The organism is Aeromonas sp. QDB63 (genome assembly GCF_027707425.1).
Classification (GTDB): Bacteria; Pseudomonadota; Gammaproteobacteria; order Enterobacterales; family Aeromonadaceae; genus Aeromonas; species Aeromonas caviae.
On sequence record NZ_JAPCIS010000004.1, the window covers coordinates 147137 to 170356 of the forward strand.

General features: G+C 62.3%; 20 protein-coding genes and 1 pseudogene. 11 read left to right on the plus strand and 10 right to left on the minus strand.

The genetic code is table 11. The features are described from left to right. The first annotated feature begins 374 nt into the window (after positions 1–374). The 9 genes from tadA (at position 375) to PG879_RS04670 (ending at position 11475) form a co-directional block, all read left to right on the plus strand. Positions 375–923, plus strand: a complete 549-nt coding sequence (gene tadA / locus PG879_RS04630) for a tRNA adenosine(34) deaminase TadA (protein WP_080768115.1) — start codon at positions 375–377, stop codon at positions 921–923. Between the two features lie 168 nt (positions 924–1091). After that, positions 1092–3329, plus strand: coding sequence for an ABC transporter permease subunit (locus tag PG879_RS04635; protein ID WP_210599817.1), 2238 nt, complete (start codon positions 1092–1094; stop codon positions 3327–3329). 17 nt (positions 3330–3346) lie between these two features. After that, entirely contained in the window at positions 3347–4996 is a 1650-nt protein-coding gene (gene pstA / locus PG879_RS04640) for a phosphate ABC transporter permease PstA (protein ID WP_128313625.1), read from the plus strand. A 104-nt stretch (positions 4997–5100) separates the two neighbouring features. Further along, on the plus strand, positions 5101–5919 hold the full coding sequence (gene pstB / locus PG879_RS04645) for a phosphate ABC transporter ATP-binding protein PstB (protein WP_010675264.1): 819 nt from the start codon (positions 5101–5103) through the stop codon (positions 5917–5919). Positions 5920–6027: 108 nt separating this feature from the next. Then, a complete protein-coding gene (gene phoU, locus PG879_RS04650) occupies positions 6028–6738 on the plus strand; it encodes a phosphate signaling complex protein PhoU (RefSeq protein ID WP_029314752.1) in 711 nt (236 codons plus the stop codon). A 241-nt stretch (positions 6739–6979) separates the two neighbouring features. After that, a complete protein-coding gene (locus PG879_RS04655; RefSeq protein WP_041213150.1) occupies positions 6980–8299 on the plus strand; it encodes a hemolysin family protein in 1320 nt (439 codons plus the stop codon). Positions 8300–8317: 18 nt separating this feature from the next. Beyond that, positions 8318–8860, plus strand: a complete 543-nt coding sequence (locus PG879_RS04660) for a hypothetical protein (protein WP_042017561.1) — start codon at positions 8318–8320, stop codon at positions 8858–8860. A 293-nt stretch (positions 8861–9153) separates the two neighbouring features. Further along, positions 9154–10056 (plus strand): homocysteine S-methyltransferase family protein, encoded by a 903-nt coding sequence (locus tag PG879_RS04665; RefSeq protein ID WP_039040257.1) that lies wholly within the window; start codon positions 9154–9156, stop codon positions 10054–10056. Between the two features lie 9 nt (positions 10057–10065). Then, complete coding sequence (locus PG879_RS04670) at positions 10066–11475, plus strand: basic amino acid/polyamine antiporter (RefSeq protein ID WP_042864109.1); 1410 nt, start codon at positions 10066–10068, stop codon at positions 11473–11475. A gap of 66 nt (positions 11476–11541) precedes the next feature. On the opposite strand, the gene PG879_RS04675 is transcribed toward PG879_RS04670, so the two are convergent. The 5 genes from PG879_RS04675 to PG879_RS04695 form a co-directional block, all read right to left on the minus strand. After that, the gene (locus PG879_RS04675) at positions 11542–12381 is read right to left on the minus strand and encodes a sterol desaturase family protein (protein WP_039040283.1); all 840 of its coding nucleotides are present in this window, start codon (positions 12379–12381) and stop codon (positions 11542–11544) included. A 199-nt stretch (positions 12382–12580) separates the two neighbouring features. Further along, entirely contained in the window at positions 12581–13324 is a 744-nt protein-coding gene (locus PG879_RS04680; RefSeq protein ID WP_010675257.1) for an amino acid ABC transporter ATP-binding protein, read from the minus strand. Next, entirely contained in the window at positions 13308–13430 is a 123-nt protein-coding gene (locus tag PG879_RS04685) for a hypothetical protein (protein WP_257692682.1), read from the minus strand. Before PG879_RS04685 ends, PG879_RS04680 begins: the two co-directional genes overlap by 17 nt. Continuing rightward, positions 13414–14358, minus strand: a complete 945-nt coding sequence (locus tag PG879_RS04690) for an amino acid ABC transporter permease (RefSeq protein ID WP_041201654.1) — start codon at positions 14356–14358, stop codon at positions 13414–13416. Before PG879_RS04690 ends, PG879_RS04685 begins: the two co-directional genes overlap by 17 nt. A 99-nt stretch (positions 14359–14457) precedes the next feature. After that, positions 14458–15246: a transporter substrate-binding domain-containing protein gene (locus PG879_RS04695; RefSeq protein WP_010675255.1), complete on the minus strand. Its 789-nt coding sequence runs from the start codon at positions 15244–15246 to the stop codon at positions 14458–14460. Between the two features lie 461 nt (positions 15247–15707). On the opposite strand from PG879_RS04695, the pseudogene PG879_RS20505 reads away from it, so the two are divergent. After that, a pseudogene (locus PG879_RS20505) lies at positions 15708–16834 on the plus strand (GGDEF domain-containing protein). 108 nt (positions 16835–16942) lie between these two features. Here the strand turns inward: PG879_RS20505 and rnk are convergent. From rnk to PG879_RS04725, 5 genes are all read right to left on the minus strand, one after another. Next, positions 16943–17338 (minus strand): nucleoside diphosphate kinase regulator, encoded by a 396-nt coding sequence (gene rnk / locus PG879_RS04705; protein ID WP_010675253.1) that lies wholly within the window; start codon positions 17336–17338, stop codon positions 16943–16945. 233 nt (positions 17339–17571) lie between these two features. After that, a complete protein-coding gene (locus PG879_RS04710; RefSeq protein ID WP_210599816.1) occupies positions 17572–18306 on the minus strand; it encodes a substrate-binding periplasmic protein in 735 nt (244 codons plus the stop codon). Positions 18307–18387: 81 nt separating this feature from the next. Further along, on the minus strand, positions 18388–19071 hold the full coding sequence (locus PG879_RS04715) for a hypothetical protein (RefSeq protein WP_029314749.1): 684 nt from the start codon (positions 19069–19071) through the stop codon (positions 18388–18390). Positions 19072–19121: 50 nt separating this feature from the next. Then, a complete protein-coding gene (locus tag PG879_RS04720; protein ID WP_174218574.1) occupies positions 19122–20489 on the minus strand; it encodes an alkaline phosphatase in 1368 nt (455 codons plus the stop codon). Positions 20490–20513: 24 nt separating this feature from the next. Next, positions 20514–21905 (minus strand): alkaline phosphatase, encoded by a 1392-nt coding sequence (locus tag PG879_RS04725; RefSeq protein WP_041214887.1) that lies wholly within the window; start codon positions 21903–21905, stop codon positions 20514–20516. 341 nt (positions 21906–22246) lie between these two features. On the opposite strand from PG879_RS04725, the gene ylqF reads away from it, so the two are divergent. Next, entirely contained in the window at positions 22247–23197 is a 951-nt protein-coding gene (gene ylqF, locus PG879_RS04730) for a ribosome biogenesis GTPase YlqF (RefSeq protein WP_210599815.1), read from the plus strand. Positions 23198–23220 lie beyond the last annotated feature (23 nt).

Genomic DNA, 23220 nt, shown 5'->3' on the forward strand with positions numbered 1-23220 from the left:
TCGGCTGACGGGAAGGAAGTCTAATCGGATGATTTGGCGGGCGCAACTCCTTTTTTATCAGGGAGATGCCGACTGCTTCTTTATTGTTCAGCCAAGATGCAACTTGGGCCCTGGCCGGAGTTTTGGCATAATCGCCGCCCCCTTAGGCGGGCACAGGGTGGCGAACACCCGACTCGGGGCGTTCTTATGTCGCCGGGGCCTTTGGCCTCTCTTTCATTGACAGCATCTTCTGCCGTGGGCTACCGGCTACCGGCCAGCGCGAGGGGGAAGGGGCCCGGTGTGCCCAGGGCCGGGACGCAGCAATCCGGGAGTACGCGGCCGATGCCGTGCAGGGGCCAGGCAAGCCGACATCATATCGACGAGAGGATCAGGGCGTGAAACCATCTGAAGTTGCAGCACAGATCAGCCAGCGCGAGGAGGACGAACGCTGGATGCGCCATGCCATGGCCCTGGCAGCCAGGGCAGAGGGGATAGGCGAGATCCCGGTGGGCGCCGTGCTGGTGCTGGGGGACAAGATAGTGGCAGAGGGGTGGAATCGCTCCATCAGCGAGCACGACGCCTGTGCCCATGCCGAGGTGATGGCGCTTCGGGAAGCGGGCAAGCAGCTTGAAAACTATCGCCTGCTCGACACCACCCTCTATGTGACGCTGGAGCCCTGCTGCATGTGTGCCGGCGCCCTCATCCACAGCCGGGTCAAGCGGGTGGTCTATGGTGCCCGGGATTTGAAGACGGGGGCGGCAGGGTCTGTGTTCGATATCCTGCTGGATCCCCGCCACAACCACCAGGTGGCACTGACGGGGGAGGTGCTCGCCGACGCCTGCTCGGCCCAGCTGTCGGATTTCTTCAAACGGCGCCGCGCCGAGAAGAAGGCGGCCAGACTCGCCGCGAAAGAGGCGCTTCCTCAAGATGACAGCGGGGCCTGATGGCCCCGTTTGCTTTTATTTCACTGCCAGACCGGCTGCCTGCTTCCCACCGAATATCAACTGCCACCCCCCCGATGGAGCCTGCGCTCTTTGCCGCTGTTGATGTAACAAAACTGTCATGCATCCGCCATATAATGCCGCCAAGCCTAGCTCACATTGAGGTCTTGCATGTCATCGGAATCGTTAAATCTGGTCATGGCGGGCAGTCGAAAACGCCGGATCAAGGATAAATTGGCCAAATATGGCGTCACCACAGGGGGAGCCCTGGTGCTGGTGGCGCTGCTGCTCATCTTCTTCTACCTGCTTTATGTGGTGAAGCCCATCTTCAATGGCGCCAGCATGGAGAGCACCGCTTCCTTCACCCTGCCCATCAAGGGCAAGACCGCCTGGCTCGGGGTCGAGGAGCAAAACGAGATAGGTTACCGCTTCAGCGACCAGGGGAAGGTCAAATTCTTTGCCGTGCAACCGGATGGCAAGATCAAGACCGGACAGGTGATTGGTGAGGCGCAGGTGGACGGCGAGATCACGGCGGTCGCGCCGCCTGCGCCGGGCCAGAAACTCATCGCCTATGGGTTTGCCGACGGCAAGGCCCAGGTGGTGCAACCCTATTTCAAGATCTCCTATCCCAATGACGTGCGCGTCATCGAGCCCAGCCTGCAATATCCCTTCGGCGAGACCCCTGTGGTGATCGATCCCCAGGGCAAGGCGCTGACGCGCATGGTCTTCGAGGCGACCAAGGACAAAATGGCGACCGCGGCCGTGACCGAAGATGGTCGTGGTGTGCTGATGGTGATGAGCGGTGAGGAGAATTTCCTCTCCGGCGAAATCGAGTGGAGCAACCAGACCTACACCATTCCGTCCCTGCCACGCCATGTTGACCAGATGCTGCTGACCCCGAACCTGCGCCTGTTGTTCGTGCGCGAGGGCAACCGCCTGTCGGTCTATGACATCCACAACCTGAGCGACATCTCCCTGCGCAATGTCATGGAGATCAACGCCCCCAATGCCAGCGTGACCCAGGTGGCACTGCTCTCCGGTGCGTCCTCCCTGCTGGTGGGCAACGACAACGGCGTCATCTCCCAGTGGTTCGAGGTGGCAAAGGATGGCAAGCGCCAGTTCACCCAGATCCGTGACTTCAAGAGTGACGCGCCGGTCGCCCTGCTGACCCCCGAGCACTTTCGCAAGGGCTTCATCAGCGCAGGCAGCGACGGCACCATCAACTTCTTCCATGCCACCGGCGAAGCCAAGCTGCTTGGCGAGAAGGTTGACGGGGGCAACCTGGCTGCCGTTGCCATCTCTCCTCGCCACAACCTGCTGTTGACCCAGCAGGGGGATGACTTCAAGGTCTTTGACGTCGAGAACGATCACCCCGAGGTAACCTGGTCTGCCCTCTGGCAACAGGTGTGGTATGAAGGCTATCCCGAGCCCCAGTACGTGTGGCAGTCCACCTCCGCCAGCAACGACTTCGAAGCCAAGCTGAGCCTGGTGCCCCTGGTGTTCGGTACCTTGAAAGCCTCCTTCTATGCCATGGTGTTCGCGGTGCCCCTGGGTGTCGCCGGTGCCATCTATACCGCCTACTTCATGTCGGCGGGGCTGCGCAAATACGTCAAGCCGACGGTGGAGATCATGGCGGCGCTGCCGACCGTCATCCTCGGCTTCCTGGCGGGTCTGTGGCTTGCGCCCATCATCGAAGGGGCCCTGCCCGGGGTGATCCTGCTGCTGATCCTGCTGCCCATGGGCATGCTGCTCACCGCCCTGGTGTGGAACTATCTGCCGGAGCGCGGCCGCACCTGGCTGCCGGAAGGCTGGCACGCCATCCTGCTCATCCCTGTGCTGCTGTTCATCGGATGGGGCGCCTTCGCCTTGAGCCCCATCATCGAGAACGCCTTCATGCACGGTGATTCGCGCATCTGGCTGACCCACGACATGGGCATCAAGTTTGACCAGCGCAACTCCCTGGTGGTCGGTATCGCCATGGGCTTTGCGGTCATCCCCACCATCTTCTCCATCGCCGAAGACGCGGTCTTCTCGGTGCCCAAGCACCTGACCCAGGGCTCGCTTGCGCTGGGGGCGACCCCGTGGCAGACCCTGAGCCGGGTGGTGATCCTCACCGCGAGCCCGGGCATCTTCTCGGCGGTGATGATGGGCCTTGGCCGCGCCGTGGGCGAGACCATGATCGTGCTGATGGCCACAGGCAACACCCCCATCATGGACTTTTCCATGTTCCAGGGGCTACGGACCCTGGCGGCGAACATTGCGGTGGAGATGCCGGAATCGGAAGTGGGCAGCTCCCACTACCGGGTGCTCTTCCTCGCCGCCTTCGTGCTGTTTGTGTTCACCTTCTTGTTCAATACCCTGGCCGAATTCGTCCGCCAGCGGTTGCGTGAAAAGTACAGCTCTCTGTAAGGACTAAGGAATCGACAATGGGTAAGTGGTTTAAATCGGGGGCCCCCTGGATCTGGATGACGGGGGGCGCCGTCAGCCTGAGTCTGGTGGCCGTACTGGGTCTGTTGTTGCTGATCGGCTGGCGTGGTCTGGTCTATTTCTGGCCCCATCCCATCTATGAGTGGCAACTTGAAGATGCAAGCGGCAACAAGAGCGTCCTGATTGGCGAGATCAACGACCGGGAGCTGGTGCCGGTGGAGCGCCTGCGCGCCGCAGGCCAGGCGCTGGAAGGGGAGGAGCGCGAAGAGATTACCCGTTATCTGGTCAAGACCGGCAACCGGGAGTTCGTCGACCTCGATTTCCGCTGGGTACTGGAGACCGATATCAAATCGCGCACCCAGCCGGTGGAGCTCGCCATGGTGGAACGCGCCACCAACGGCAACTTCTATGGTTACATCACCTCGGTGAAGGAAGATGGCCAGGAGCTGACCACGGATCTGCATCCCGCCTTGCAGCGGGTGCTGGCCCGTGCCAACGGCCTCTCAAGCCAAGCCAACGACCTGCAAAAAGGGGCCATCGGCAGCATCAACTATCAGCTGGAGCGCCTGCGCCTGAAAGAGCGCAAGGCCGAGCTGGATGACAAGTTGACCGATCAGCTTAAAGCCGAGCTGGCGAGCGAGCGTCAGGCGCTCAACGACCGTTACCAGGTGCTGGAGAAAGAGCTCTTCTCCCTGCGTACCCAGGCGGACAGAGACAGCATCACCGTCAAGGACATGCGCGGCGAGCTGGTGACCATGCCCATGTCCCGGGTGCTGGATGTGGTCTGGCCCAACGACATGAGCCTGATGGCCAAGGTGGGTCACTGGTTCCACCAGATAGGCAAGTTCGTCTCCGATGACCCCCGGGAGGCGAACACCGAGGGCGGCGTCTTCCCTGCCATCTTCGGCACCGTCTTCATGGTGATCCTGATGGCCATCATCGTGACCCCGCTCGGGGTGGTGGCGGCCGTCTACCTGCATGAGTACGCGGGCAAGAACAGCCTGACCAAGATCATCCGTATCGCGGTGATCAATCTGGCGGGGGTGCCCTCCATCGTCTACGGCGTGTTTGGTCTGGGCTTCTTCGTCTACACCCTGGGGGGCAGCATCGACCGCCTCTTCTACCCGGAAGCGCTGCCGAGCCCGACCTTCGGTTCCCCCGGAGTCATCTGGTCAGCCCTGACCCTGGCCATTCTGACCCTGCCGGTGGTGATCGTCTCCACCGAAGAGGGGCTGGCCCGGATCCCGAGCACCATTCGCCAGGGTTCGCTGGCGCTGGGTGCTACCCAGGCCGAGACCCTCTGGCGCATCGTGCTGCCCATGGCCAGCCCGGCCATCATGACCGGCCTTATCCTGGCGATTGCCCGTGCGGCGGGCGAGGTGGCGCCGCTAATGCTGGTGGGGGTGGTGAAGCTTGCTCCAACGTTGCCGATGGACGGCAACTTCCCGTACCTGCACGTGGAGCGCAAGTTCATGCACCTGGGCTTCCACATCTATGACGTGGGCTTCCAGAGCCCGAACGTCGAGGCGGCGCGTCCTCTGGTCTACGCCACCTCCTTCCTGCTGGTGACGGTGATCGTCGGCCTCAACCTGACGGCGATCGGTATTCGTAACCACCTGCGCGAGAAATTCCGGTCGCTGGAACATTAATCCAGCCATTACAGAGACGGGCAGGGACCTTCCCTGCCAACCAGATATTCCGGCAGCGGGCAAGACGTTTGCCCGCTGCCACCAAGAGAATTTGAGGTAAACAGATGATCAACGTAACACCGAGTTCGGCCCCGCACACCGCCACCGACCTGCTCAACCTGACCCCGGAGCAGACTGCGCTGGAGGTGAAGGATCTCAACCTGTACTACGGCAACAAGCAGGCGCTGTTCAACGTCAACATGAAGATCCCCAAGGGTCAGGTCACCGCCTTCATCGGCCCGTCCGGTTGCGGCAAGTCCACTTTGCTGCGCTGCATCAACCGGATGAACGATCTGGTGGAGATTTGCCGCATCGAGGGGGAGATCCAGCTGCACGGCCACAATATCTACGACAAGAGCGTGGATGTCTCCGCCCTTCGCCGTCAGGTGGGCATGGTGTTCCAGCGCCCCAACCCCTTCCCCAAGTCCATCTACGAGAACGTGGTCTACGGCCTGCGCCTGCAGGGCATCAATGACCGCCGTACTCTGGACGAGGCCGCCGAGCGTTCCCTGCGCGGTGCCGCCCTGTGGGAGGAGGTGAAGGATCGTCTGCACGACAACGCCTTCGGCCTCTCCGGTGGTCAGCAGCAGCGTCTGGTGATTGCCCGTGCCATCGCCATCGAGCCGGAAGTGCTGCTGCTCGATGAACCGACCTCGGCGCTGGACCCCATCTCCACCCTCACCATCGAGGAGCTCATCAACGAGCTCAAGAGCCAGTTCACCGTGGTGATCGTGACCCACAACATGCAGCAGGCGGCGCGGGTCTCGGATCAGACCGCGTTCATGTACATGGGGGAACTCATCGAGTACTCGAATACCAACACCATCTTCACCACCCCGGCCAAGAAGAAGACCGAAGACTACATTACCGGTCGTTACGGTTAAGGGATGCCGCTGATTGAGATGAGCAAGATGAGCAAGATGAGCATCAACAAACAGATTGGCAGTCAGTTCAACGGCTAAGGCATAATCGGAGCAACAAGGATTACTGGTATGGACAATATGAACCTCAACAAACACATCTCCGGTCAGTTCAATGCCGAGCTTGAGAGCGTGCGCAATCAGGTACTGGTGATGGGGGGGCTGGTGGAGAAGCAACTCACCGACGCCATCGCCGCCATCCATGGCCAGGATCTGGATGCGGCGCGCAAGATCGTGGCCAACGACCACAAGGTCAACGCCATGGAAGTGGCGATCGACGAGGAGTGCACCCGCATCATCGCCAAGCGTCAGCCCACCGCGTCCGACCTGCGGCTGGTGATGGCCATCATCAAGACCATCACGGATCTGGAGCGGATTGGCGACGTGGCGGACAAGATTGCCCGCATGCTGACCGACAACGCCAACAAGCCCCAGCCACCGCTGGTGTCGCTGGAGAACATGGGGCGTCGCACCATCAAGATGCTCCACGACGTGCTCGACGCTTTCGCCCGCATGGATCTGGATGCCGCCCTGGCGGTCTACAAGGAAGATGACAAGGTGGACCGGGAGTACGAGTCCATCATCCGCGAGCTGATGACCTACATGATGGAAGATCCGCGCACTATACCGCAGGTGCTGAACGTCTTGTGGGCGGCACGGGCCATCGAGCGGGTCGGCGATCGCTGCCAGCACATCTGCGAGTACATCGTCTACTACGTCAAGGGCAAGGATGTGCGTCACACCAAGGCCGATGACCTGAGCGATCTGCTGGGCAAGGGCTGATGGGGCGCCTTGGGTGGAGCTCCCGTCGCGGCTGCACGACGGGAATCCAACCCTGATTGAATAAAAAGGCGCTTTGAGCGCCTTTTTCATTGCATGGCACGGCAGTTCAAGATAACGCCACCCGGCGGGCGCTTTTCTGCTAGAATATGGCCCCTGTGTGAGTCCCGGATGGAGTCACGGTCCGGTTTCCCGGGCCCAGTTTGCCGTCTTGTGCTAAGGCGGCTGTCGCAATAGGTTAATCATGAGTTTTGCCGATAGTTTGTTCTTTCTGATGCTGCTGGTCGCCGGCAGCGTGTTCTTCTCACTCTCCGAGATCTCCCTTGCCGCCTCCCGCAAGATCAAGTTGCAGGTGATGGCCGACGAGGGCAACCGCCACGCCGAGAAGGTGCTGGCATTGCAGGCCCAGCCGGGCAACTTCTTTACCGTGGTGCAGATAGGCCTCAATACCGTCGCCATCCTCGGCGGTATCCTGGGGGAATCCGCCCTCAATCCCGCCATCAGGGAGCTGATTGCCGGCTTCTACCAGGGGCCCTGGCTCGGCCAGATTAGCTCTGCGGCCTCGTTCGTCTTCGTCACCGGCATGTTCATCCTGATAGCGGACCTGATGCCCAAGCGCCTTGCCATGACCATGCCCGAGCGGATCGCCGTGGTGGTGGTGCGTCCCATGATGCTGTGCGTCACCTTGCTGATGCCGCTGGTGTGGCTGTTCAACGGCATGGCCAACGGCCTGTTCCGGCTGATGCGCATCTCCATGGTGCGCAACGACGAGATCACCTCCGACGATATTTATGCGGTGATGGATGCAGGTGCCGAAGCCGGTGTCATTCAGCGCGAGGAGCACCAGCTCATCGAGAACGTGTTCGAGCTCCAGTCTCTGGGTGTCACTTCCGCCATGACGGCGCGGGAGAGCCTCATCTACTTCACCCTGCAAGAGGGGGAGGAGAGCATCAAGGCGAAGATCGCCGAGCACCCCCACAACAAGTTCCTGGTGTGCGACCACAACCTCGACAGCATCAAGGGGTTCGTGGATGCCAAGGAGCTGCTGATCCGCGTCATCAGCGGCCAGAGCATCGATCTCAACAGCGGCTCCCTGGTGCAGAACGTCATCATCATTCCCGACACCCTCAACCTCTACGAGGCGATGGAGTACTTCAAGAACCATCGCGGCGACTTTGCGGTGGTGATGAACGAATACGCCCTGGTGGTGGGCATCGTCACCATGAACGACCTGATGAGCACCGTCATGGGGGAGTGGGCCACCCACGTGGTGGAAGAGCAGATCGTCCAGCGGGACGAGAACTCCTGGCTGGTGGACGGGGTTACCCCCATCTCCGACGTGATGCGCGCCTTCGACATCGAGGAGTTCCCGGAAAACCAAAACTACGAGACCATCGCCGGTTTCATCATGTACATGCTGCGCAAGATCCCCAAGCGCACCGACTCGGTCAAATATGCCGGTTACAAGTTCGAAGTGGTGGACATCGACAGTTACAAGATTGACCAGTTGCTGGTCACCCGGGTAGAACCTGCGAGCAATGAGAAGCCCGCTCAGGAATCCTAAAGGAGTTCGTTAGCAATCATGAAGATGAAGACTCATTCCCGTGCGCTGGCCTGTGTGGCGCTCGCCCTGGCACTGGGTGCCTGCAGCCAGAGCGCACCGCGCAAGCCAGTGACGCCTGCCAAACCCGTTACCCCCGAGCCTGCCGTGGTGGTCCCGCAGCAGGATCCCGATGCGGTGGTGCAAAGCGCCGTGGCAGAGCCCAGCCCGGTGTTCGACGAGGAGTATCACGGCCCGGATCAAGGGTCGCTTGAATCGGTCACCGCCCTGTTTGCCCGGGGTTACATCGAATCCGCCATGCGCGAGACCATGCTGGCGGCGGTGCACAGCGACTATCCGCTGCTCGGCATGCGGGACGTGCGTCTCACCGACCCTGTTGCCAAGTTCCTCACCTCGGCCCAGGCACGCACCACGGCCCACGACTACCTCTATGCCGGGGTGCAGCGTCGGCTGGGCCGCCCCCTCAGCCCCGCCCAGTGGGAGCAGATCTGGCAGGGCTATCCCCAGCAGGGCCGGGTCTCCGACTGGGTCAAGCAGACCAAGCGGGTGCTGGCCGGGCGCTGAGCCCCTGGTTATCGGCGGCTGTGCCCGCCTTGATCCCCTGTTTCACAAGAGGCCACCCCCCGGGGTGGCCTCTTGTCGTTTCAGTGCCTGGCCAGGTGATGCCTGTGCCGGGGAGATCTCCCTTTGCCGCCATCATCCTGAGCTTGCCCGGATTTGTTCGTAGCCCCCGATTGCCTCTTGTTCTACTTTGGGTCATGATATTTGGGATTTCTAGCCGTCTAGATGTTTTGATGGCTTAATATGGTTTCACACAATAAACACCCGTCATGGCGGGGAGACGCAGAGAGACAGAGATGGACAAGCAGGATTTGTGGGTACTCGATGGCGGTATGGGCCGTGAACTGGCGCGGCGTGGTGCGCCGTTCCGTCAACCGGAGTGGTCGGCGCTGGCGTTGATGGAAGCGCCCGAGACGGTGCGCGAGGTACACCAGGCCTATGCGACGAGCGGTGCCCGGGTGATCACTACCAACAGCTATGCCCTGGTGCCCTTCCACATCGGCGAGGCGCGCTTTGCCGCCCAAGGGGAGGCACTTGCAGCTCTGGCCGGGCAACTGGCCCGAGACGTGGCCGACGAGCAGGGGGGAGCCGTCAAGGTGGCCGGCTCCTTGCCGCCGCTCTTTGGCTCCTATCGTGCGGACCTCTATCAGGCCGAGCGGGTGAGCGAGCTGGCGACACCGCTTATCCGTGCCCTGTCACCCCATGTGGATCTCTGGCTGGCGGAGACCATGAGCCTCATCGCCGAGCCCCTGGCCCTCAAGGCCCTGCTGCCCGAGGACGGCAAGCCGTTCTGGGTCTCCTTTACTCTGGAAGACGAAGCGCCGGGCAGCGAGCCCACCCTGCGCTCCGGCGAGCGGGTGGCGGATGCCGTGACCGCGTTGGCGTCGGCCGGGGTGGATGCCATCCTGTTCAACTGCTGCCAGCCCGAGGTGATTGAAGGGGCGCTCAAGGTGGCCGTCGCCGCGTTGCAGGTTCAGGGGCGCACCGACGTTCGCCTCGGCGCCTATGCCAACGCCTTCCCGCCCCAGCCCAAGGAGGCGACTGCCAATGACGGTCTGGACGAGATCCGCGGCGATCTGGGGCCGCTGGATTACCTCGGCTGGGCCGAGCGCTGGCGCAGAGCCGGGGCAAACCTCATCGGCGGCTGCTGCGGCATCGGTCCGGAACACATCGAGGCGCTGGCCAGCCGGCTGCGTTAAGGAGCGCCCATGAAAGAGAGCAAGATCGGGCTCTGGTCCCTCACTGCGCTGGTGTTCAGCTCCATGGTGGGGGCCGGCATCTTCAGCCTGCCCCAGAACATGGCCGATGTGGCGGGCGCCCGCGCCGTGCTGATCGGCTGGGCCGTCACCGGGGTCGGCATACTGGCGCTGGCCATGAGCTTCCTTTACCTGTCGCGGCTCAAACCCGAGCTCGACGGCGGCATCTACAGCTATGCCCGAGCCGGCTTTGGCGAGCTGGTGGGGTTCTTCTCCGCCTGGGGATACTGGCTCTGTGCCACCATCGGCGTGGTGGGGTATCTGGTGATCGCCTTCGCGGCGCTGGGCAGCTTCGTCGACACGCCGGAGCGGGTCTGGTTTGGCGAGGGCAACACATTGGCAGCTTTTGTCGGCGAGTCCTGCATCCTCTGGGCGGTGCACCTGCTGGTGGCCCGAGGCGTGCAGCAGGCGGCCCTGTTCAATCTGGTGGCGACCCTGGCCAAGAGCCTGCCGCTGCTGCTGTTCATCCTGTTCGCCTGCTACTGGTTCGATCCGGTCACCTTTGCGGCGGATCAGGAGGGCAGCACCCTGGCGGTACCGGTCTCCGAGCAGGTGCGCAACACCATGCTCATCACCCTCTGGGTTTTCACCGGCATCGAAGGGGCAGCGGTGCTCTCGGCCCGGGCGAGAAACAAGCGGGACGTGGGCACCGCCACCGTGCTCGGCGTGGTGCTGGCGCTGCTGCTCTATGTGCTCATCTCGGTGCTGGCGCTCGGAATATTGAGCCGCCCGGAGCTTGCGGCCCTGCCCAACCCCTCCATGGCGGGATTGATGGCCCAGATGACGGGTTCCTGGGGCAAGCTGCTCATCAGCGCCGGCCTCATCGTGTCGGTGCTCGCCTCCTACGTGAGCTGGACTCTCTTCTCGGCCGAGGTGCCGTTCAGCGCGGCGCGTCACGGGGCCTTCCCGGCCATCTTCCGGCGCGAGAACCGCAACGGCACCCCCATCGCCTCGCTCTGGCTCACCAGCCTGACCGTGCAGGGCTGCTTGCTGCTGGTATGGCTGCTTGGCAAGGGGTATACCAACCTGCTGCTCATCTCCACCTCCATGATCCTGGTGCCCTACCTGCTCATCGGCCTCTTCCTGCTCAAGCTGGTCTTCAGTGGCAAGGGGGGGCAGGGCCGCGGCCTGATGCGGGTGGTGGCGCTGGTGTCGAGCGGTTATGGTTTCTGGCTGCTCTACGCCGCCGGGGTGGAGTACCTGCTGCTGTCGCTTCTGCTCTACGGGCCGGGTCTGCTGCTGTTTCTCTACAGCCGTCGCCAGCTCGGCGCCGAACAGCGGCTCAGCGGGCGCGAACGGCTGCTGGCCGGGGTGACGCTGCTGAGCCTGATCCCCGCCGTCTGGTCCTTCGTTCACGTCTGACCCGGGGGTTGTCCCTGTCATGAAAAAGAGCGCCCCTGTGCGCTCTTTTTTATCCTGGTCGGTGGGTCAACCGCTGGTGGGGCCCGCCGGTTTGCCAAACAGCACGGCGAGCTTTTGCCGCCATGGGAGGCCCCGGGCCTCTTGCAGCATGTCGCGCCACTCGTGGAAGGTGAGGGTGAGGGGGTTGAAGCTGTGAATTGGCTTGGTGATGCCGAAACGGCACGGCTCGCCCAAGTCTTCTTCCACGAAGGTGCCAAACAGCCGGTCCCAGATGATGAGCACGCCGGCGAAGTTGCGATCGATGTATCTGGCATTGCTGGCGTGGTGCACCCTGTGGTGGGACGGGGTGTTGAAGATCCATTCAAGTTTGCCCAGCTTGCCCACCACCTGGGTGTGGACGAAGAACTGAAAACCCAGGCTCAAGAGCACGGTGGCCACCACCGCCTCGGGGGGGAAGCCGATGAGGATCATGGGGATCCAGAACAGCCACATGCCGGAGACCGGGTACATCAGGCTCTGGCGAAAGGCGGTGGAGAGGTTGAGCCGCTCCGAGCTGTGGTGCACCACGTGGGAGGCCCAGAGCCAGCGCACATGGTGGCTCGCGAAGTGGAACAGCCAGTAGCAGAGATCCTGCAACAGAAAGAGCAGCAAGAGGCTCCAGAGGTTCAGCTCGATATCGAATAATCGCCAGCCCCAGAGGGTGTCATAGAGATAGGCGATGGCAATGGCGGCCAGGGCATCGCCCCCCTGATGCATCAGTGCCAGGGTGGCATTGGCGAAGAGATCCTTCCACTGGTAGCCCGCCGTGGGATAGGCGGCGCCGTGTTTTCGCAGGTAGAGCATCTCCCAGCCGATGAAAACCAGAAAGAGGGGCGAGAGGTAGAGCAGGAGCAGTTGCACATCCATGTGAGCCATCCGGTTGGACCAGTTGGATGTCAGCATACCGGATGAATTTAAAATTTCATTAACATCCTTGCTCGTTGGCGTGGTGACAACCCGATGGCAAAAGGCTGCGGCAAGCAATGCGCCAGGGAGATGATCTGGGGGGAAGGCAAGCATAGAAGAGGGAGCCATGGGCTCCCTCTTCGTGTTGGTGCATCGCGGGTTATAGCACCTGGCTCAGGAACTGGCGCAGGCGCGGGGAGGGTGGATTGTCGAAGAAGTCGGCGGGTTTCTCGTCCACCAGCAGCTCGCCGCTCTCCATGAAGAGCACCCTGTCCGCCACTTCCCGGGCAAAGCCCATCTCGTGAGTCACCACCACCATGGTCATCCCTTCGCGGGCCAACCCCTTCATGACGTCCAGCACCTCTCCCACCATTTCGGGGTCGAGGGCGCTGGTGGGCTCGTCAAACAGCATGATGCGCGGCTGCATGGCGAGCGCCCGGGCGATGGCCACCCGCTGCTGCTGGCCGCCGGAGAGCTGGGAGGGGTAGCTCTGGGCCTTGTTGGAGAGACCGACCTTGAGCAGCAGGGCCTTGGCTCGCTCCTCTGCCTCCTGGCGAGAGAGCCCTCTCACCTTCTGAGGGGCCAGGGTGATGTTGTCCAGCACCGTCAGGTGAGGGAAGAGGTTGAAGGACTGGAACACCATGCCCACCTCTTCCCGCAGCTTGTTGACATCCCCGGGTTCGGTGAGGCTGATGCCGTCGACCACGATATTGCCATCGTTGATGGTCTCCAGCTGGTTGAGGGTGCGCAGGAAGGTGGACTTGCCCGAGCCGCTCGGCCCCACGATCACCACCACTTCCCCTTCGGCCACCTGGGTGCTGACGTTTTTCAGGGCGTGCACCTCAGTGCCGTAGAACTTCTCTACACCGGTCGCCTTGATGATGGGATCAGTTGCAGCGCGCATAGTTCACCTCCAGACGACGCACCGGGAAGGGACAGGGAGTGCCGGTGATGGCAGAACGTTTCGACACCGATGGCGCCTTGATAACGGGATCAGTTGCTGCGCGCATATTTCACCTCCAGACGACGCACCAGGAAGGAGAGAGTGCCGGTCAGCACCAGATAGAGCAGAGCCACGGTGAACCACACCTCGAACGGGCTGAAGGTGGAGCTGACCACTTCGCGCCCCGCCTTGGTGAGATCGGTGATGGAGATGACGGAGACCAGAGAGGAGTCCTTGATGAGGTTGATGAACTGACCCGCGAGCGGTGGCAGCACCCGTTTGAAGGCCTGGGGCAGGATGACGTAGCGCATGGTCTGGGCCGAGGTCATGCCAAGGCTTCTGCCCGCTTCCATCTGCCCCTTGTGAATGGAGCTGATGCCGGCGCGCACGATCTCCGCCACGTAGGCGCCGGTGAAGACCGCGAGCGCCGCCACACCAGCGGTGAATCGGTCGAGGTTCAGCACGGTGCCGATAAAGAAATAGACGATGAAGATCTGCACCAGCAACGGGGTGCCACGGATGAGCTCCACATAGGTCACGGCCAGGTTGCGCAGGGCCGGATTGGGGGAGAGGCGGGCGAGCCCGGCCAGGGTGCCAAGCAGGATGGCGAAGATGCCTGCCACCAGGGAGAGCTTGACCGTGACCCAGACGCCCCAGGCAATGGGGCCGGCGGTCCAGCTCAGTTGCACATCCAGGGTATCGCCGAGGAAGACGGTATCCCCTTCAGCCAGCTGGGAGCCCTTGGGAGCGATGGCCTGACGGCGGCTGGGGTCGAGATCGTCTTGCAGGAAGAGCTGTCCCTTGTCCGCGACCACAGTGCCGTCAAACTCGGCATAGTGTTTCTGTTCTGCCTGATAGGCGATGTACTGGGGAATGCGTTCCCAGCGCCAGGTGTAATCCACAGCCTGCACGGCCTTGTAGATGCCGAAAATGGCGGCCAGCACCAGCAGCAGGAAGATCCCGTGCCAGAGCAGCTGATTGGGCTGTTTTTCCATCTGTCTTGTGAGTTTGGGGTTGATCACTGTCACAACCTCTTTTGTCGTTATCGTGTGGGGAGTCTGCGTGAAGGGGCGGCATGCCGCCCCTTTGAGAGGTTATTTGAGCTGGTTCAGCCAGGCGGTGGATTCAAACCACTTCTTGTAGAGACGGTCGTAGCTGCCGTCACCCTTGATCTGGCGCAGGTAGTTGTTGAACCAGTTGAGGGTGTCCTGATCCCCCTTGCGGATGGCCCAGGCCAGCGGCTCGAAGGTGAACGGCTTGTCGAGGTGCACCACGGCGCCCTGGTTCTGGGACGCGAAGATGGCGTTGTAGGGCAGGTCGTAGACGAAGGCATCCACCTTGCCGTTGATCACTTCCAGCTTGGCGTCATCCTGGGTTTCAAACTGCAGCAGGGTGGCTTTGGGGATCATGCGCTTGACCGCTTGCTCACCCGTAGTGCCGAGTTTGACCGCGATCTTGTATTTGGGATCGTTGAGGTCCTGGAAGGATTTGATTTCGCCCGCCTTGTCTTTGCGAAGCACGATGGTCTGGCCGACGACGATGTAGGGATCGGCAAAGTTCACGCGCAGGTTGCGCTGGGGAGTGACGGTCATGCCGCCCATGATGACGTCGAATTTGTCGGTCAAGAGCGCGGGGATGATGCCGTCCCAGGCGGTGTTGACGAACTCCACCTTCACGCCCATCTCCTTGGCGACCATCTTGGCGAGATCCACGTCAAAGCCGATGTACTGGCCCTGCTTGTTGGTCATCTCGAAGGGTTGATAGCCGGCATCGAAGCCGACCCGCAGCACACCGCGCTCCAGCACGGCATCCAGGGTGGAAGTGGGCGCGGCGTTGGCCAGCCCGCACAGCAGCAGGGTAGAAAGAATGAGTTTTTTGATCATAAATGACGTCTCTGTCGTAAATGTGGTCGGCCTTGAACCTGCTCCCGTGCGACTCCATGGCACAAGAGACTGCTGCATCCGGCAGCAGGCAAGACAGGATTATTGTCTTGGTCGGGGCAAAAGCCCCATATGAGATTCTATGAATGGTTCGTTGGATGAAAAATGTACCAAAACCTGTTTGTGCCAGAAGACTCAATAAGTTATGGAGACTTTTATCCGTCGTGGTGACTCATAAAACCACATGAAAACAACATATCTATCTAATGGCGCCGGTTCAAGTGCAAAATATCCGGCGGCCGTCTCGGTGGAAAATCCGGGCACAGACAGGGCGTTGTCCGGCACGCTTCACGGGGAATGGGGCGTGCGAGCCGGGCAAATATTTTTGCCCGGCCAATAGGCTCCCTCTGTGTCTTGTCATGGGCTTCCCATATACTCAGCCATCCCCATTGGAAGGTTCGGGAATGGACGCCTCAATTCTGCTCAATCTGGACGTATTTACCCTGATGTTGATGGCCCTCGGGGGCTACAGCCTGGGATTCATCACCCTCTCCATCATCTGGTCGACCCACAGGGAAATACCCGGTCTCGGGCTCTGGTGGTGGTCCAGCCTCTGTGCCCTGGCGGCGCAATCGCTCTTCTTCATGCAGGCATTTTCCCCCCATATCGCGGGGATCTGGCTGGCCAACCTGCTCATCACCTTCTGCCTCGCCCTGATGCCACTCGCCATCCAGCGCTTCTTCGGGGAGCCGCCAAACTGGCGGGCCTTCACCCTCTTCATGCTGGTCTATCTGCTGATCCTCTGCTGGAGCGTCATCTTCAACGACAAGATGGCCCCCCGGGTGCTGCTGGCCTGCCTGAGCTACATGATGGTGGGGGCGGTGATTGTCTGGCTCATCTGGCGCCATGGCTACCCTGACTATCTGCCTGCGGTGCTGGTGTTCACCGTGGTCAACATCCTGCTCTACGGTTTCAATCTGGTGCACATGGGGGCCCTGCTCGGCGGCGAGGTGCGGGTCCTGATGGATCAGCATGCGGTCAATGTGCTCCCCTTCCTCTCCATGCTGATGGGCAACTATCTGTCGACCTTCGGGGTGCTGCTGCTCTGTACCCAGTACCGGGCCCTGGCCCTGCGTCGACAGGCCAGCCAGGATCCCCTGACCGGCCTCCTGAACCGGCGCGGCTTCATGGATCACTGCGTGACGATGGCAAGGCTGGGGGCGCTGGTGGTGCTGGATCTCGACGACTTCAGCAGATCAATGATCGCCACGGTCACGAGACCGGGGACAGGGTGCTGGAGGCGGTGGGTCGCTATCTTGCCGGCCAGCGGGATCTGGTGGCCAGCCGCTTCGGCGGGGAAGAGTTTGTGTTGCTGTTGCCCGAGCGGGACCCCCTGGCCCAGCAGGCGCGCTGCGAGCAGATCCGCCAGGGGATAGAAACGCTGGGGCTGAAGGGGGTCCGGGTGACGGCCAGCCTGGGGTGGGCGCCCAGCGCCCGCGAATGGCACTTTGACACCCTGTTCAGCCAGGCAGATCGCGCTCTCTATCAGGCCAAGCGGGAGGGCAAGAACCGGATCTGTCAGGGGGCCTGATCCCCCGTCAGGTCATGCCCGGCCGGTGGCCCTTGACTCCGACCGGACAAAGGCATACCGAGTCAGCCACCTGGTCGCATCAGATCTGAATGGCAGCCTGGCAGCCTGTCAGCGGTGCAACTCCCCCGCGCGTTCCGGCTGATAGACCACTTCCAGGATCTCCACCTGGATGGTGCGACCGGCCGGCCCCGGCCAGGCGATGCTGTCACCCACCTTGAGCCCCAGCAGGGCGCTGCCCACTGGCGCCAGCACGGAGATCTTCGATTCGTCCCCCTGCACATCCTTCGGATAGACCAGCGTCAGGCAGAAGTCGTTGCCGCTGTTTTGCATCTTGAAGCGCACCGTGCTGTTCATGGTCACCACGTCCGGCGGCATGTCGGCGGGTTCGCGGATCTCGGCGCGATCCAGCTCCTCTTGCAGGGCAAGGTGCTGGGGGTGGTTGCCAAGCAGCTGTTCGATGCGATCCAGATCCAGGCTGGAGATGACGAGATGAGGCTGTTTCATAGGGTATTTCCTTATCAAGGACTGAAGGGACCAGGATGACGGGCAGACTGGTCGACAAAAAACGGTGCAAGGGTAAAAAGCAGACAGCAAAAGCGATGCCCCCGAGCGACTCGCGCAGCGGGGCGAGGGCGGGGGCTCAGCGGGGTGTGAGCGTACTGGAAAAAATCATGATTGCTTTCATGGAGATACCATAACCATTCTGGGGTGGTTTGGCAATTGGGCTGACTTTCTCATCAGGGAGCCTGGTAATCGTACTGGTGCAGGATGCGCGCGAGACTGCCATCCTCCCTCATTTCCTGAATGACCCGGCGCCAGCGCAGCGCCTCGCTGCGGGAGAAGCGGGGACTGGCGGCCAGGTAGAGGGTGCTCTGCTGCAAGGTCTCGCCCCGCACCAGATCCGGGAGCGGCAGACCCGCCCGCTGCTGGTTGTAACGGGCGGTGTTCCAGGCCACCGCCCAGGCCTGGATGCGGCCGCGCGCCAGCTTGCTGGCGTTGCTGACCTCCTCGGTGACCAGCTCCTGGGTCACCCCTGTCAGCGGCTGGATCAGGCTCTGGCTATGGGAGCCACGCATCACGCCAACGGTGAGGCCAGGCAACGTCTTCATGGAGAGCGGCGCTGGATGGTGACGGCGATGGCTGACCAGCACGAAGGCCTCCTCCAGCAGGGGGGCAATCCAGAGAAACAGTGGTTCGCGCTGGGTATTTCGGGCCGGGGGCAACAACAGGACATCCGGGCGGTGGCTGGCCTGGCTGAGGGCGCGAGCCAGCGGCATCAACTCGATCTCGAGCGGTTCCCCGAGGCGGCGGGCAGCCTCCTCCAGCACCTCGATGGCCATGCCGCTCGGCGCACCCTGCTGGGCGCGGATCACATAGGGGGGAATGTCCGCGGCCACGACGACCACGGCACGGGCCGAAAAGGCGCAGACGATCAGAGGGGAGAGCAGCAGAAGCAGAGTAACAAGGCGCATGGATGTTCGGGTCCGGGATGAGTACAGAGAGTGTAACATCCCGTTACGTCATGTCAGCCAGGCGATTGCAGCCTGGGGGGATCAGTCGAAGAAATCCCGCAGATCCAGGGTCTGGTACCCTGCCAGTTGCTGCCAGGGGAGGGTCTTTGGCAGCGGCTTGAGCGTCACCTCCATCCGGTAGCTGCGATAACCGTCGAGGCTTGCCGACTCCACCACCAGGGGCAACTGCCAGCGGCTCGACCAGAGGATGCGGGTACGCTGGCGACCTTCGCGGGTCTCATACCAGTTCGCCTGGTCGGGGGCGGCCTCATCCAGCGGTGTCATTCCCTCTAACAGGGAAGGGTTGATGAGGTGGCGGATCCGCGCCCACTCCGGTTTGAAGGCCACCTGGCCGTACTCCTCCTGCGGTACCTCCACCAGCTGGTTGTGCCAGGCATCGGCGTAGCGCAACTGGAGTGCGTCTCCCTCGCTGCGGGTGACCCAGCGTGCCGCCATCTGGTGAGTGAAGTGTTTGTGGCCGGGGCGGGCATCATGGGTGGCGTGATAGGCACGGGCCAGGGGAACGGGAATGAGCCGCTGGCTCCACACCTGGTCACCGACCCGCAGCCACTTCTCCTGCCACTGGCTCTCCCGGGTGATGCCGTCGCTGCCGGTCACCCTGTCCACGTAGCGGATGCGGGCGGCCAGATCGGGCACCTCGTCGGCCAGGAGGGGGAAGGAGAGGGCGCTGCCCAGCAGCCATAAAGAAAGCAGATATTTCATCATCGTCTCTCGCTCGACGGAAAAGGTGCCCGGCGAGGTGCCGGGCCCCTTTATCACAGGCCGAGGGCCTCCCTGAGCTTGCCGAACACCCGGGTGTTGTCGAGGGTGCCCTTGAACTGGCTGCTGCCTGCGCCGCCCGCGAACAGCATCACATCTCCGCCGCCGTGAGTCTCGGAGCCGAGCTTGACCCCGGTCTCCTGTAGGTAGTCATCCGCCATCACCTCATCGCTGGTGAGGGTGGGACGCTGGTCCTGGCGGTTGGGGCCGTTGCCGAATACCAGGGTAGTGAACGGCTTGCCGTCCGCGTCGTTCTGGGTCGAGCCATCGGCGTTCTTGACCAGATCCAGCACCTTGTTGCCCTTGGCTGAATAGCCGTTGATGGTCATGGTGTGGTCGTGGTCGGCGGTGACCACGATCAGGGTATCGCTCAAATCCACTTTGCCGAGGGCCGTCTTGACCGCCTCGTCCAGCGCCACCGCATCGGTCAGGGATCGCTTGGCGTTGGTGGCATGCAGGGCGTGGTCGATACGTCCCCCCTCCACCATCAGGAAGTAGCCCTGGCTGTTCTGGCTGAGCAGATCGATCGCCTTGGCGGTCATCTCGGAGAGGGACGGCTGGGTACTAGCCGCCCCCTTGGCGACGCGGTCCAGTTCGTAGTCGAGGTGGGATTTGGTGCTGAACAGCCCCAGCACCTTGCCCGAGTTGACAGCAGAGAGCTCATCCTTGGTGGTGACATAGCGGTAGCCCCGGGCGGTCAGCTCGGCGGTGAGATCCCGGCCGTCGGCCCGGCCGCCCTTGTTGCTGGCGCTGTAGGGCGTCCAGTGGTTGGCGCCGCCCCCCATCAGCACATCGACCCCATCCCCCAGCGCCTGGTTGAAGCCGGCGCCGCCCGGTACCGCCTGCTCGGCGATGGCGTAGGCCGCATCCCGGTGGCAGATATGGGAATAGGTCGCCGCCGGGGTGGCATGGGTGAGCTCCGTGGTCGTGACGGCTCCCACCGACTTGCCGGCTGCCTTGGCCAGCTCGAGAATGGTGGGCACCGGGCTTCCGTTGTCGCTGGTGCAGTTGTTGATGCCCTTGTTGCCGTTGGCATCCTTGGACGGTGCCACGGCCCTGGTGTCGCTGCTCATGGCGATCACCTCGTTGTTCATCTTGACGCCGGTGGTGTAGGCCGCCATGGAGGGGGCGGAGTCCGTGGTCTGGGCATCGTGGGAGAAGGTCTTGATGCGCGCGCTCTGGGGCAGTTTCATCATCTCGAGATCCCCCTCTTCCCCCACCTTGAACAGGCGGGTGGCGGTGAGCACGGTGGGACCCATGCCGTCACCGATAAAGAGGATGACGTTCTTGGCATCGGCGGCGTGCGCCTGGGAGAGGCCGCCAAGCGTGCCGAGCAGGGCGGTGCAGACCAGCGTCTTTTTCATGGTGATGTTCATCCTGATAATCCCTTACAGCTTGGCCGCAGCCTTGATCTTGCCGAACACGGCGGTGTTGTCGAGAGAGCCGTGGAAGCGCTCCGCCCCCTGGCCGATGGCGCCGAGGAAGACATCGGTACCGCCGTGGGTCTCGTTGCCTATCTCGCCCACCTTGACCACCACCTCCTGGTGATAGTCGTCGGCGGAGGTGGTGGCGTCGTCGAGGGCCGCCACGCTGCTGCGCGGGCCATCCACTCGGTTGTAGCCGTTGCCAAAGCCGATGATGGTGTAGGGCATGCCATCGCTATCCTTGCTTGGCTCGCCGGTCTCGTAGTTCTTCACCAGCCCGAGCACGCCCGCATTGCCTGCCGTGGTCTTGCCGGTGCGCTTGGCGTACCCGTTGAGCACAAGCGTGTGGTCATGGTCGGCGGTGACCACGATCAGGGTGTTTTTCAGCTCGGGATCGGTTTTCTTCACTTCATTGATGGCGGCCAGGATGGCGTTGTCGAAGGCGAGGGTATCCTGCAGGGCGCGCTTGGCGTTGGTGTCGTGCAGGGCGTGGTCGATACGCCCCCCTTCCACCATTAGGAAGTAGCCCTTCTCTTTGCCCTTGAGCTGCTTGATGGCAGCCAGGGTCATCTGGGCCAGTGACGGCTCGCTGGCGGGCCGGTCCAGGTCATATTTCATGTGGCTTGAGCCAAACAGGCCCAGCAGCGGCTTGCTCGCATCGGCCTGGTTCAGCTCGTCCAGGGTGGCGGCAAACTGATAGCCCTTCGCCTTCATCTCGTCGATGAGGTTGCGACCATCGGTCCGCTTGCCCTTGTCGGCGCTGGGCAGGAAGAAGCTGCTGCCGCCCCCGAGCACCACGTCCAGCCCCTCCTTCAGGGCGCTGTTGTAACCGCTGCCCCCCGGCACCATCTGGACGGCGATATCAGCCTCCAGGTCCCGGTTGCAGATATGGGCATAGGTGGCGGCCGGGGTGGCGTGGGTGACCCGGGTGGTGGTGACCACGCCGGTGCCACGGCCATCGGCCTTGGCCAGCTCCAGCAGGGTGGTCACCGCTTTGCCGCCGCTCTGGCTGCAATCGCTCTCCTGGGTGGCGTCGCTGTCCATGCTGATGACGCCGTTGTTGCTCTTGACCCCGGTCATGTAGGCCGCCATGGAGGGGGCCGAGTCGGTCACCTGAGCATCGTGGGAGAAGGTCTTGATGAAGGCCGTTTCCGGCAGGGTGTCGATGGTGAGGCTGCCCTCTTCGCCGACGCCATAGATCCGGGAGGCGGTCAGGGTGTTGAGACCCATGCCGTCGCCGAGGAAGAAGATCACGTTCTTGGCGCTGGGTTCCGGGGTGTTGCTGTCGTTGTTGGAGTTGCAGCCGGCGGCCAGGGCGGCGCCTATCATCACTGCAAGTCCTGCCATCTTTCTCATTGGGGTTCGCTCCTTGTGAAACCTGAGCGCAGCCTAGAGGGGGCAGATGACACTTTTAGTGAAGAGAGATGACAATACGGTGAAAGCGCCTTGCAAATGTTATCTTATATCAATGGGTTATGTTGATTGTGTTCTGCCACTCACCTCCCGGTGGCGTGGCGGGCATCCGGCCACCCGGGTGACAACACCCGGCCAGAATAGCCTGTCAAATCGGGGCCGCAGCAGGTAAAATGCGCCCCCTTGCGATGAGTGCCAGCGGTCTGGCGCATCACCACGCACCCGCAACCCCGAGCGCCCGCAGCCCCGAGAGGGGACCGCATGCCAATGAGAGAGTAACGGATATGTCCATCAACTGGTTCCCCGGCCACATGCACAAGGCCCGCAAAGAGATTGCAGAGGTCATGCCCCAGGTCGATGTCATCATCGAGATGCTCGACGCCCGCATCCCCTTCTCCAGCGAGAACCCCCTGGTGCCGGAGCTGCGCGGGGAGACGCCGGTGATCAAGGTGCTCAACAAGGCAGACCTTGCCGACCCCGAGATCACCGCGCTGTGGGTGGCCCACATGGAGCAGGAGAAGGGGATCAAGGCTCTGCCCCTGACCCAGCAGGAGCCTACGATGATCAAGCAACTGCTGACCCTGTGCCACGAGATGCTGCCGGAGCGCAACTTCGAGCTGCGCGGGGTGCGCGCCATGATCATGGGCATCCCCAACGTGGGCAAGTCCACCCTGATCAACACCCTGGCGGGGCGCATCATCGCCAAGACCGGCAACGAGGCGGGGGTGACCAAGTCCCAGCAGCGGATCAAGCTCGACAACCACGTCATCCTGACGGACACCCCTGGCTTCCTGTGGCCCAAGCTCAACCCGCCCTCCTGCGGTTATCGACTGGCGATCACGGCGGCCATCAAGGATACCGTCTTCGATTACGCCGACATCGCCATGTTTGCCGCCGACTACTTCATCAAGGCCTATCCGGAGCGCATCAAGGCACGCTACCAGCTGAGCGAGCTGCCGGAGACCGAGATCGAGCTGCTGGATCTCATTGCCCGTCAGCGCGGCTTCATGCGCAAGGGGGGGCTTGCGGATCTGCACAAGGCCTCGGAAATCCTGGTCAATGAATTCCGGTCCGGCATGCTGGGGCGGATCTCCCTGGAGACGCCAGAGATGGTGAGCGTCGAGATAGTGGAAGCCGAGGCCGAGGCTGAGCAGAAAGCCAGGGAGAAGGCGAAGCGGGAAGAGGAGCGCCAGGCCCGGGCTCGTCGCAAGTACGCCAAGAAGCGCCAGCGCTGACCGGCGTTGTGCACGATAGGTTG

What these genes read in the sequence shown, in the direction of transcription:
- ylqF (WP_210599815.1), top strand. Translation starts at nt 22,247, where the DNA reads ATGTCCATCAACTGGTTCCCCGGCCACATGCACAAGGCCCGCAAAGAG.
- PG879_RS04720 (WP_174218574.1), bottom strand. Translation starts at nt 20,489, where the DNA reads ATGAAAAAGACGCTGGTCTGCACCGCCCTGCTCGGCACGCTTGGCGGC.
- PG879_RS04665 (WP_039040257.1), top strand. Translation starts at nt 9,154, where the DNA reads ATGGACAAGCAGGATTTGTGGGTACTCGATGGCGGTATGGGCCGTGAA.
- phoU (WP_029314752.1), top strand. Translation starts at nt 6,028, where the DNA reads ATGGACAATATGAACCTCAACAAACACATCTCCGGTCAGTTCAATGCC.
- rnk (WP_010675253.1), bottom strand. Translation starts at nt 17,338, where the DNA reads ATGAAACAGCCTCATCTCGTCATCTCCAGCCTGGATCTGGATCGCATC.
- PG879_RS04690 (WP_041201654.1), bottom strand. Translation starts at nt 14,358, where the DNA reads ATGGAAAAACAGCCCAATCAGCTGCTCTGGCACGGGATCTTCCTGCTG.
- PG879_RS04710 (WP_210599816.1), bottom strand. Translation starts at nt 18,306, where the DNA reads ATGCGCCTTGTTACTCTGCTTCTGCTGCTCTCCCCTCTGATCGTCTGC.
- PG879_RS04670 (WP_042864109.1), top strand. Translation starts at nt 10,066, where the DNA reads ATGAAAGAGAGCAAGATCGGGCTCTGGTCCCTCACTGCGCTGGTGTTC.
- pstB (WP_010675264.1), top strand. Translation starts at nt 5,101, where the DNA reads ATGATCAACGTAACACCGAGTTCGGCCCCGCACACCGCCACCGACCTG.
- PG879_RS04685 (WP_257692682.1), bottom strand. Translation starts at nt 13,430, where the DNA reads ATGCGCGCAGCAACTGATCCCGTTATCAAGGCGCCATCGGTGTCGAAA.
- PG879_RS04655 (WP_041213150.1), top strand. Translation starts at nt 6,980, where the DNA reads ATGAGTTTTGCCGATAGTTTGTTCTTTCTGATGCTGCTGGTCGCCGGC.
- PG879_RS04660 (WP_042017561.1), top strand. Translation starts at nt 8,318, where the DNA reads ATGAAGATGAAGACTCATTCCCGTGCGCTGGCCTGTGTGGCGCTCGCC.
- PG879_RS04725 (WP_041214887.1), bottom strand. Translation starts at nt 21,905, where the DNA reads ATGAGAAAGATGGCAGGACTTGCAGTGATGATAGGCGCCGCCCTGGCC.
- PG879_RS04675 (WP_039040283.1), bottom strand. Translation starts at nt 12,381, where the DNA reads ATGGATGTGCAACTGCTCCTGCTCTACCTCTCGCCCCTCTTTCTGGTT.
- PG879_RS04680 (WP_010675257.1), bottom strand. Translation starts at nt 13,324, where the DNA reads ATGCGCGCTGCAACTGATCCCATCATCAAGGCGACCGGTGTAGAGAAG.
- PG879_RS04635 (WP_210599817.1), top strand. Translation starts at nt 1,092, where the DNA reads ATGTCATCGGAATCGTTAAATCTGGTCATGGCGGGCAGTCGAAAACGC.
- pstA (WP_128313625.1), top strand. Translation starts at nt 3,347, where the DNA reads ATGGGTAAGTGGTTTAAATCGGGGGCCCCCTGGATCTGGATGACGGGG.
- PG879_RS04715 (WP_029314749.1), bottom strand. Translation starts at nt 19,071, where the DNA reads ATGATGAAATATCTGCTTTCTTTATGGCTGCTGGGCAGCGCCCTCTCC.
- PG879_RS04695 (WP_010675255.1), bottom strand. Translation starts at nt 15,246, where the DNA reads ATGATCAAAAAACTCATTCTTTCTACCCTGCTGCTGTGCGGGCTGGCC.